At 61.3% G+C, this 10,203-nt stretch carries 12 protein-coding genes and 1 pseudogene; all 13 read right to left on the bottom strand.

What is annotated here, in order from left to right; translation table 11 throughout:
• Positions 1 to 129: 129 nt before the first annotated feature.
• Positions 130 to 497, bottom strand: a pseudogene (locus NLU14_RS23045) (ABC transporter ATP-binding protein); the annotation flags it as partial.
• Between the two features lie 23 nt (positions 498 to 520).
• On the bottom strand, positions 521 to 1,270 hold the full coding sequence (locus tag NLU14_RS06395; RefSeq protein ID WP_275705352.1) for an NAD(P)H-dependent oxidoreductase: 750 nt from the start codon (positions 1,268 to 1,270) through the stop codon (positions 521 to 523).
• 169 nt (positions 1,271 to 1,439) lie between these two features.
• Positions 1,440 to 2,024, bottom strand: coding sequence for a HupE/UreJ family protein (locus tag NLU14_RS06390; protein WP_275705351.1), 585 nt, complete (start codon positions 2,022 to 2,024; stop codon positions 1,440 to 1,442).
• Between the two features lie 45 nt (positions 2,025 to 2,069).
• On the bottom strand, positions 2,070 to 2,708 hold the full coding sequence (ureG, locus tag NLU14_RS06385; RefSeq protein ID WP_275705350.1) for an urease accessory protein UreG: 639 nt from the start codon (positions 2,706 to 2,708) through the stop codon (positions 2,070 to 2,072).
• Positions 2,709 to 2,720: 12 nt separating this feature from the next.
• On the bottom strand, positions 2,721 to 3,416 hold the full coding sequence (locus NLU14_RS06380; protein WP_275705349.1) for an urease accessory protein UreF: 696 nt from the start codon (positions 3,414 to 3,416) through the stop codon (positions 2,721 to 2,723).
• Positions 3,406 to 3,954, bottom strand: coding sequence for an urease accessory protein UreE (gene ureE / locus NLU14_RS06375; protein WP_275705348.1), 549 nt, complete (start codon positions 3,952 to 3,954; stop codon positions 3,406 to 3,408). The genes NLU14_RS06380 and ureE overlap by 11 nt, the downstream gene beginning before the upstream one ends.
• A 54-nt stretch (positions 3,955 to 4,008) precedes the next feature.
• Positions 4,009 to 5,712, bottom strand: a complete 1,704-nt coding sequence (ureC, locus tag NLU14_RS06370; protein ID WP_275705347.1) for an urease subunit alpha — start codon at positions 5,710 to 5,712, stop codon at positions 4,009 to 4,011.
• Positions 5,709 to 6,026: an urease subunit beta gene (locus tag NLU14_RS06365; protein WP_275705346.1), complete on the bottom strand. Its 318-nt coding sequence runs from the start codon at positions 6,024 to 6,026 to the stop codon at positions 5,709 to 5,711. Before NLU14_RS06365 ends, ureC begins: the two co-directional genes overlap by 4 nt.
• 10 nt (positions 6,027 to 6,036) lie before the next feature.
• The gene (ureA, locus tag NLU14_RS06360) at positions 6,037 to 6,339 is read right to left on the bottom strand and encodes an urease subunit gamma (RefSeq protein ID WP_135803000.1); all 303 of its coding nucleotides are present in this window, start codon (positions 6,337 to 6,339) and stop codon (positions 6,037 to 6,039) included.
• Positions 6,340 to 6,615: 276 nt separating this feature from the next.
• Positions 6,616 to 7,542, bottom strand: coding sequence for an urease accessory protein UreD (locus NLU14_RS06355; protein ID WP_275705345.1), 927 nt, complete (start codon positions 7,540 to 7,542; stop codon positions 6,616 to 6,618).
• Complete coding sequence (gene urtE, locus NLU14_RS06350; RefSeq protein ID WP_275705344.1) at positions 7,539 to 8,237, bottom strand: urea ABC transporter ATP-binding subunit UrtE; 699 nt, start codon at positions 8,235 to 8,237, stop codon at positions 7,539 to 7,541. Before urtE ends, NLU14_RS06355 begins: the two co-directional genes overlap by 4 nt.
• On the bottom strand, positions 8,237 to 9,061 hold the full coding sequence (urtD, locus tag NLU14_RS06345; RefSeq protein ID WP_275705343.1) for an urea ABC transporter ATP-binding protein UrtD: 825 nt from the start codon (positions 9,059 to 9,061) through the stop codon (positions 8,237 to 8,239). Before urtD ends, urtE begins: the two co-directional genes overlap by 1 nt.
• Positions 9,058 to 10,200 (bottom strand): urea ABC transporter permease subunit UrtC, encoded by a 1,143-nt coding sequence (gene urtC, locus NLU14_RS06340; RefSeq protein ID WP_275705342.1) that lies wholly within the window; start codon positions 10,198 to 10,200, stop codon positions 9,058 to 9,060. Before urtC ends, urtD begins: the two co-directional genes overlap by 4 nt.
• Positions 10,201 to 10,203 lie beyond the last annotated feature (3 nt).

Raw genomic sequence — 10,203 nt, 5'->3', positions numbered from 1 at the left:
CAGAGTCTCCAAACTCGTGAATAACAGCTCGAATTATAGCACATTTACGATAAGGAATTACCCGGACGGAACACTAGGTAATCATACAGTCAGATATTTTCTAATAAGATCATCAGTTAACTCATTGATCTAACCCTTAGCGACCCGCCTTCCCCGGTCAAGAACCGCGAACCTATATGCATACTTCCGCACAAACGGCAACTTCTGTTCCGCCAGTAACACCGTCCGTCCACCCTCTTCGATCAGCCTGCGAATAACCTCCCACGTCTGCGCCCCAATAGTCGGCTGAATCCCCTCACCGGCTCATCCAGAATCAGCAGCCTAGCTCAATCACCAGCGCCCGGCCGAATCAGCAGCCTGGCTCAATCACCAGCGCCCGGCCAGTGGCCAGTTGCTGTTGCTGCCCACCGGAAAGATCGCCGCCTCTGCGGTTTTTCATTTCCTTCAGCACCGGAGAACGGCTCATACACCCGCTCGGAGATTTTATTACTGCCATCTGTCCCGGTTTTTTTTGTTTACCCTAGGGACGCCACCTCATCGGATGAGCCTGTTTGAGAACTCCGGCTTCATTCCAATCCTCCCAGCCGGTAAACGGAATCGGAGATTCATCACCCAGAGCGGACAGCCGCTGCGCCCACTCTGCTTTCTGCTGTTCAAGCTGCGCCCTGAAGGCGCCCTCCTGCTGGTACTGAATACCTCCGCCCTGAACGCCATAGCTCACCTGGGGCGCCAGAACATCAAACCCAACGTAATAAAGGGAGGAGTGCATTGGCCACAACCACTCCACCATATTGCCCGCCCGACCGAAGGGCATGAACGCTTGTTCCGGGGAGCCGGCGGTTACGGAGCACACTGCCTTTTTGCCGCTGAAATGGCCACGATCGTACCTCTGGCTTCCGGAATAGATCCCCCCGTAGACCAACACCCGGTCGAACCAGCCCTTGAGGATTGCAGGTTGCGCATGCCACCACAGAGGAAACTGGAAAATGACGAGATCTGCCCATTCCAGCCGGGCAATTTCACGCTGAACGTCTGAGGGCAGTCGCCCACGATCATAGTGTGCCCGCTGCTCGGTCAAAGGCGCGAAGTAGTTCTCGTCAACCCGGTCCACATAATTGGTCGCGCGTTCAACCGGATCAAAGCCCTCCCGGTAAAGGTCGTCGAGTTCGACCACATGGCCCGCCGACTGGAAGCGCTTTGCCGCGACATCCGCCAGTCCACCATTGAACGAGGCCCGCTCAGGATGAGCCAGCACAATCAACACATTCATAACCTGCCACTCCTGTTGCATCCTTTTAACAACAGCCTAAGCTGTTAATAAATGCACAGGAATTCCGAAATACTGAGAGTTTCATTTGCATGGATGAACAGTCTATGCGCTTCCCCAGGCTCGTCCAGAATCAGCAGCCTGGGCTCAACCACCAGCGCGGCTAGCGATCTTACGCAGCAGCCAGAAATGCCCCCGTAGCCGCAACCACACCACCCAGTGTTTGGCCAAATCGACTATCCGCTTTCATCATTACAGCCCCTAGACCACGCCCAACAGACGTCAGCACCAAGGTCGCGATGGAGAACCCCGTCAGATAAGCAGCGAGCGTCGCCCCAGCCGGCATCTCAGCCCCATGAGCAAACCCATGAAACACCATAAACGCCGCAACCAGTGAACCACCCACGGCGGTCGGCAGCTTGGCCATGGTCGCAATCAGAATACCCGCCAGTATCACGGACAGGGAGATGCCGGTTTCAACGCCGGGCAAACTCATTCCACCCCAGGCAATGCCTGCGCCCAGCACCATCCCGCCAATCACAAACAGCGGCGTAATCTGCTTCATGGTGCTGCTCTGGCGCACGCTCCAGAAGCCAATGGCGGCCATGGCCAGCAGGTGGTCCAGGCCCAGCATGGGATGCAGCAGGCCTCTGAGGAAACCGCTTTCGGCGTGGGTGCCGTGGCCGGTGTGGGCGGCTGCGGTGGTGGCGGCGAGTAGCAGGCCTGCGGCCATGAGGAGTTTGGTGGTCTGTTTCATGGTGTTTTTCCTTGTGTTGCTGAATTCGGTGTTTGTGGTTCGGTATCAGGCGGTTTCGGCCACTTTGTTCCGGCGCCGTTCCGGCAGCATGCCGCGCTCGAGGATGAAGCTGATGATGGTTTCCAGCCCTACTCCGTCGTACAGGTTGGTGAATACGAAGGGGCGTTCGCCGCGCATTTTTTTGCTGTCGCGGTCCATTACCTCCAGGGAGGCGTGTACCTGTTCGGCGATGTCGATTTTGTTGATGATCAGCAGGTCGGATTTGGTGATGCCGGGGCCGCCTTTGCGGGGGATTTTGTCGCCGGCGGATACGTCGATGACGTAGAGGGTCAGGTCCGACAGTTCGGGGCTGAAGGTGGCGGAAAGGTTGTCGCCGCCGGATTCGACCAGTACCAGTTCCAGGTTGGGGTGTCGGCTTTGCAGGTCGTCGATGGCTGCGAGGTTCATGGAGGCGTCTTCGCGTATGGCTGTGTGGGGGCAACCGCCGGTTTCCACGCCGAGGATGCGGTCGGCTGGGAGGGCATCGTGTTTCAGGAGGAAGTCGGCATCCTCTCTGGTGTAGATGTCGTTGGTGACGACGGCTATGTCGTAGTGGTCTTTCAGGGCTTTGCACAGTTGGCGCAGCAGCGCTGTTTTACCGGAACCTACCGGGCCACCAACTCCAATTCTCAGGCAATGTGTCATTGTTTTATCTCCTTAGCTTCTGAATAACCGTGAATACTGTGTTTCGTGTTGGGCACTACCAAGCGCGAGGCCCGGGATGATCGGGCCCAATTCGTCATCGTTCATCTGCAATGCCGCGTCCACCGCTTCCACCAACTTTGGCCGCAGCTGTTCGGTCAGCCGTTGGGCGGCGGTGTGGCCCAGGGGCATGGCTTTGCAGGCGACGGCCAGTTGGTTTTCCAGCCAGGCCCAGGCGAAGCCGAGTAATGTTTGACGAACCGGTACCTTTCGCAGGGTGGCGCCCCAGGCGAATAGGGTGACGTAGCCGGGTTCTTCGGGCATCAGGTCTGCCGGGGGCAGCAGTTCAAGGCTGCCCAGCAGGCGGACGAGTGCGGCGCCCAGGCGCAGGTCTTCGTCGCTGAGTTCGGCGGTTTCCCTTGTGGCGTGTAGCCAGGCGTTCCAGTCCGCCAGGGCGGTTTGGTCCTGTTCAGCCCAGGCACGTTGCAGGCGGGCCAGCAGGGGGAGTTCGCAGCGGGTCAGGCCGTCTTCCAGTACGCCTTCCAGCCAGTCGCCCAGTTGCTGTTCGTTGTTCACCCAGCCCAGTTCGAAGGCGCTTTCCAGGCCCTGGGACCAGGCAAAGGCGCCAATCGGCAGTGCGGGGCTGACCAGTTGCATCAGGCCCAGCAGGGCGAGGTCGTCTACCTGGGTCTGGGGCATGTCAGCTGGCATGTCCGTGGCCCTTGTGGTGCGCGTGGCTGTGGGAATGGCTATGGGATTCGCTGTGCGAGTCGCTATGCGAATGCCCCTGCCCTGCCTGTGCGTAGGCGCCCGGTTCGGGGTCGAAGGGGGCCTGGTGGTGAATCAGGGTCGCGCCCAGGCGTTCGGCCAGTTCTTCCAGTACGTGGTCTGGTGGGAAGCGTACCCAGCCTGTTTTTCCATCGGTAGCGGTGTCTTCGGTGCCGATTGCAAGGGAGACGTGGCGGTTGCCGAGGTGGTAGCACAGTCTTGCCAGGGGCAGGCCGGGTTCGATTCGGGCGGTGACAACGGGTTCGTCGGCGGCGCGTATGCGGATGATTTCGCCGCTTTCAGCCTGCAGGCAGGCACCATCCCGCAGTACCGGGCCGCGGTCCAGGAACAGGCCGACGTCGTAGCCGGTGTCGGTTTTGGCGCGCAGGCGGCCGCGCATGCGCAGTTCGAAGGGCAGTGTGAGGTGGTCGTGGATTTCGCTGGATTCCACCGCGTCTACCCGTTGTGTCAGTTCAAGCATGTTCGTCTCCTCAGGTCGCGAAGCTGTCCTTAAAACAGCCTTGAGCTGTATTGATTAAAAAAGGTGATACAGCTGCGCCAGTGGCAGTTCGGTGGCGGGCTCGCAGGTGAGCAGTTCGCCATCGGCGTGTACTTCGTAGGTTTGCGGGTCCACCGTCAGGTGCGGGCAGGCGACGTTGAGTTTGAGGTCGCCCTTGCGAACACCGCGTACGTTTTTGCAGGCGGAGAGGGTGCTGTTCAGCCCCAGTTCTTTGCCAATGCCCGCGTCCAGTGCGGCCTGGCTGACAAAGCTCAAACGAGTAGCGCTGGCCGCGCGCCCGAGAGCGCCGAACATCATTCGATAATGCACCGGTTGCGGCGTGGGGATGGAGGCGTTGGGGTCGCCCATGGGGGCGGCTGCAATCATGCCACCTTTGAGGATGAGCGCGGGCTTTACGCCAAAGAAGGCCGGGTCCCACAGCACCAGGTCCGCCAGCTTGCCCACTTCCACGGAACCCACTTCGTGAGCAATGCCGTGGGTGATGGCGGGGTTGATGGTGTATTTGGCGATGTAGCGTTTGGCGCGCAGGTTGTCGGCGCCCAGTTGTTCGTCTTCCGGCAGCAGGCCGCGCTGGACTTTCATTTTGTGGGCGGTCTGCCAGGTGCGGCACACCACTTCCCCGACCCGGCCCATGGCCTGGGAGTCGGAGGCGATCATGCTGATCACGCCCATGTCCTGGAGGATGTCTTCGGCGGCGATGGTCTCGCGGCGGATGCGGGAGTCGGCGAAGGCCACGTCTTCCGGGATGTTGGGGTCCAGGTGGTGGCAGACCATCAGCATGTCGAGGTGTTCGTCGATGGTGTTGACGGTGTACGGCCGTGTGGGGTTGGTGGAGGACGGCAGTACGTAGTCTTTGGAGCAGGCGGTGATGATGTCGGGGGCATGGCCGCCGCCGGCGCCTTCGGTGTGGTAGGTGTGGATGCACCGGCCCTTGAAGGCGGCGAGGGTGTCTTCCACGAAGCCGGATTCATTGAGGGTGTCGGTGTGGATGGCGATCTGGACGTCGAACTTGTCCGCAACGGTCAGGCAGTTGTCGATGGAGGCGGGTGTGGTGCCCCAGTCTTCGTGGAGTTTGAGGCCCATGGCGCCGGCTTTGAGTTGCAGTTCCAGGGCTTCCGGCAGGCTGGCGTTGCCTTTGCCGAGGAAGCCGATGTTCATGGGCATGTCGTCGACGGCCTGGAGCATTTTGCCGATGTGCCAGGGGCCGGGGGTGCAGGTGGTGGCGTTGCTGCCTGTGGCCGGGCCGGTGCCGCCGCCGAGCATGGTGGTGATGCCGCTCATGAGGGCTTCTTCGATGAGCTGGGGGCAGATAAAGTGGATGTGGGCGTCGAGGCCGCCAGCGGTGAGGATTTTGCCTTCGCCGGCGATGATTTCGGTGCCGGGGCCGATGACGATGGTTACGTCTGGCTGGGTGTCGGGGTTGCCGGCTTTGCCGATGGCGGCGATCCTGCCGTTTTGGAGGCCGACGTCGGCTTTGACGATGCCCCACCAGTCGAGTATCAGGGCGTTGGTGATGACGGTGTCCATGACGGTGTCGTCGGCGCGTTGGCTTTGGCCCATGCCGTCTCTGATGACTTTGCCGCCGCCGAATTTGACTTCGTCGCCGTAGTGGGTGGCGTCGCTTTCGACCTGGATCCACAGTTCGGTGTCGCCTAGCCTTACGCGGTCGCCGGTGGTGGGGCCGTACATGTCGGCATAAGCCTGCCTTGTTATTTTCATTGTTTAGCCTCCAACTTGCCCATGACTTCCTGGCGGAAACCGTAAATTTCTCGGTTGCCGGCGAATGGGATAAGGGTCACTTCTCGCGTTTGGCCGGGTTCGAAGCGGATGGCGGTGCCAGCGGCGACGTCGAGGCGGTAGCCCCTGGCTTTAGCCCGGTCGAAGTCCAGTGCGGGGTTGGTTTCGGCGAAGTGGTAGTGGGAACCCACCTGGATCGGGCGGTCGCCGGTGTTGCCGACTTCGATGGTGATGCGTTGGCGGCCTTCGCAGAGTTCGATGTCGCCGTCTTTGAGGTCGTATTCTCCGGGGATCATGGCCAACTCCTTAGACAATCGGGTTGTGGACGGTGACGAGTTTGGTGCCGTCGGGGAAGGTGGCTTCTACCTGGACTTCGTCGACCATTTCGGCCACGCCTTCCATGACGTCGTCGCGGGTGAGGATTTCGGTGCCGGCGGTCATCATTTCAGCCACGGTGCGGCCTTCGCGGGCGCCTTCCATGATTTCGGCGCTGATTAGGGCGACGGCCTCGGGGTAGTTGAGTTTCAGGCCTTTGGCCTTGCGGCGTTCGGCTAACAGGGCTGCTGTGAAGAGGAGCAGTTTGTCTTTGTCTCTTGGGGTTAGTTCCATTTTTTGTTCTCCTCGTATTTTGGAGTTCTTCGGCAGGAGGGAAGGTGCTTCCCTCCTGGCTTGTCTGAATTCTGAGTTTGTTTGTCGGATTACGCTTCGCTAATCCGACCTACGGTTTGTTTCCATCGAGTTGGTGCGTTATCTCGAATGTCTGCTGAACAGGGCGGGTGGGTCCGTTCGGGGATGTGAAAAACATGGATGTTTTTCTCAAGCGTCCATGGACGGATTTACAGCGTGCCCCGAACGGACCCACCCGCCCTGTTCCCGCACACAAGCTCAGGTCAGCCATATCCGAGGCACCACCGCAGGCTGACCAATCAGTAAAGGCCGCAGTAACTCCCAAGCCTGCTGGCAAATCGCCCAGGCTTCGTTACGTTCATTGCCCAGGTACCGCAATAACACCACGCCGCGCCGGCGGGTGATGGCCCAGTGGGCAGAGGCTGGTAGTTGCTCGCGGATGGCTTCTATGGCGCCGGCTTCGTCTTCCAGGCCGACTGCCCATAAGGTGGCCTGAACGGTGGCGCCGCCCTGGCCCCATTTGCCCTGGAAGCGGGCGTGGGTGGGGTCCAGGAGTTGGCGTTCCAGCCATAGGGGCTTGTCGTTCATGGTCAGGGTGAAGCGTTGCTCCATGTGGCCGGTGACGAAGGGCAGGTTGCTGGCCGGGCGGCCGAGGGCGAGGATTTCCCAGCCCAGGCATTTGGCGCCGGTTTCCAGTTCGATGGTGGTGCTCTGTTCGCCCCGGGAGCCGTTGAAGCCGAGGGTTTCCTGGGGCAGGTATTCCAGGATGCCGCCATTGGCTACTTTCAGGTTTGTATGCTGCGCCCAGGCGACGCCGTTGCTATCGGCTTTGTAGAGTTTGGCCGCGGCCGGTGTGGTCACCAGGGTGTGGGCGCCGCTGCCAACCGACACATTGATGTTCAGGGCGTCGCCGCTGACCAGGCCGCCGGGTGGGTGCAGCAGGTACACGTGGCAGCAGCCGGTTTTGCCTTCCGGGTAGAACGGGCGCTGCACCCGTAATGGCCCCTTGAACCGGGTGCGGGTCATGCGGGTGATTTGCGCGCCCTGTTCCTGCCTGGCTTCGAAGGCCAAGTCCAGGGTGGCAGCCCAGCGCCGGGCCGCGTCGAAGCGGTGGCCGGAGTCGTGGGCCCCGGAGTTGTAGGCCTGAGGGGCGGCGTTGATGGCGATGGATTCGTAGGCTGTCATACGGTCAGGTGTTTCTTGATGAGTTCGTCAGACAGTTCGGCAATTTCCCCCTCTGCCACGCGGCGGCCTCGGTCCATGATGGCGAAGCGGTCGGCGTATTTGCGAGCGAAGGGGAGTTTCTGCTCCACCAGCAACACCGTCAGGCCGTCTTCCTCGATCAGCCGGCGGATGACTTCGCCGATCTGGGCGACGATGTTGGGCTGGATGCCTTCGCCGGGTTCGTCGAGGATCAGCAGCCGGGGCTCGATCACCAGGGCGCGGCCGATGGCGAGCTGTTGCTGCTGGCCACCGGACAGGTCGCCGCCGCGGCGGTTTTTCATTTCCTTGAGCACGGGGAACAGCTCGTAGATGCGCTCGGGGATTTTCTTGCTGCCGTCCTTGCGCACGGCCAGGCCGGTGCGCAGGTTTTCCTCCACGGTCAGCAGCGGGAATATCTGCCGGCCCTGGGGCACGTAACCGATGCCCAGGCGGGAGCGTTCTTCCAGTTTCTGTTTGGTCAGCTCGGTGCTGCCATCAAACAGGATGCTGCCGTTACTGGTGGTTTCCTCGCCCATCACGCATTTCATCAGGGTGGTTTTGCCCACGCCGTTGCGGCCCATCACGCAGGTGCACTGGCCTTTGGGTACGTCCAGGTCCAGATCCCAGAGCGTGTGGCTTTCGCCGTAGAACTGGTTCAGCTTTTCGATCCTGAGCATTACGCCTCCTCCCCGAGATACACCTTGATCACTTCCGGGTCGTTGGAGACCTGGTCCATGCTGCCTTCCGCCAGCACGCTGCCCTGGTGCAATACCGTCACCTTGCGGGCGATGGAGCGCACGAAGCCCATGTCGTGTTCCACCACCACAACGGACTGTTTACCGGCCAGGCTGGTGAGCAACTCGGCGGTGCGTTCCATTTCCTGTTCGGTCATGCCGGCCACGGGTTCGTCCACCAGCAGCAGGCGCGGTTTCTGCATCAGCAGCATGCCGATTTCCAGCCACTGTTTCTGGCCATGGGAGAGGATGCCGGCCAACTGGTCCCGCAGGTTTTCCAAGCCGATGGTCTCCAGCACTTCGTCAATCCGGTCGCGGTATTCGGCTTTCATCACTGCCCGCAGGGTGGGAATCACCCGCTTGTCGGTGGCCATGGCCAGTTCGAGGTTTTCGAACACGGTCAGGGCCTCGAACACGGTGGGCTTCTGGAACTTGCGGCCGATGCCGAGGCTGGCGATTTCCGGTTCGTTCATGGTCAGCAGGTTGTGGCGGCTGCCGAACCAGACCGAGCCGGTGTCCGGGGCGGTTTTGCCGGTGATGATGTCCATCATGGTGGTCTTACCGGCGCCGTTGGGCCCGATGATGCAGCGCAGTTCGCCGTCGTCGATGGTGAGGTTGAGGTTGTTGATGGCCCTGAAGCCGTCGAAGCTCACGTTGACGTCTTCCAGGTACAGGATCGGCCCGTGGCGAACGTCCACCGGGGACGCCACCGGGGTCAGGAATTCGAAGACGCGATCGCGATTGGATAGCTCCTGGATAATGCTCATGCCGTCGCCTCCCGGGTGGTGGCTGTGTCTGGGTCGTCGGTTCCGGAGTCGTCATCCTTGCCTTTACGGCGGCTGGCCAGCAGGCCGGCGATGCCCTTGGGCAGAAACACGGTCACCAGTACGAACAGGCCACCGAGGGCGAACAGCCAGGCGTCTGGCATGACGCCGGTGAACACGGTTTTGGCGTAGTTCACCAGGATGGCACCGATCACCGCGCCGTAGAGGGTTGCGCGGCCTCCCAGGGCCACCCACACCACGATTTCAATGGAGAACAGCGGCGAGAACTCGCTGGGGTTGATGATGCCCACTTGCGGCACGTACAGCGCCCCGGCCACACCCGCCAGCATGGCGGAGACTACGAACACGAACAGCTGCACCCGGTCCACCCGGTAACCCAGGAAACGGGCGCGGGCTTCGGCGTCGCGGCAGGCGATGCTGACCCGGCCGAGCTTGCTGGCCACGATGGCGCGGCAAATCACGTAGCCGATGGCCAGCGCCACACCGGTGGCAATGAACAGCCCCAGGCGGGTGGCGTCGGTGCGCAGGTTGAAGCCCAGGAGGTCGCGGAAGTCGGTCAGGCCGTTATTGCCGCCAAAGCCCATTTCGTTGCGGAAAAAGGCCAGCATCAATGCAAAGGTCAGCGCCTGGGTGATGATGGAGAGGTATACCCCGGTCACCCGCGAGCGGAACGCGAGGAAACCGAACACCAGCGCAAGCAGGCCCGGCGCCAGCAGCACCATGATGAAGGCGAACCAGGCCATGTCGAAACCCAGCCAGTACCAGGGCAGTTCCTGCCAGTTCAGGAACACCATGAAGTCCGGCAGGATGGGATCGCCGTAGGTGCCGCGATCGCCGATCTGGCGCATCAGGTACATGCCCATGGCGTAGCCGCCGAGGGCAAAGAAGGCGCCATGGCCCAGGCTGAGGATACCGAGATAACCCCACACCAGGTCCACCGCCACCGCCAGCAGTGCGTAGCACAGGTATTTGCCCAGCAGGGTGACGGTGTAGCTGCTGACATGCAGCGCGCTGCCCTCCGGCGTGGCCAGGTGCAGTACCACCACCACAATCATGGCGATGGAGAGAATGCCCAGGAAAAGCTGGGTCGAACGTTCCTGAAAAGGTCGTGTCAGCCACATATC

Source organism: Marinobacter iranensis, assembly GCF_029207565.1.
GTDB lineage: Bacteria > Pseudomonadota > Gammaproteobacteria > Pseudomonadales > Oleiphilaceae > Marinobacter > Marinobacter iranensis.
This window is presented reverse-complemented; position numbering and strand designations above follow the sequence as displayed.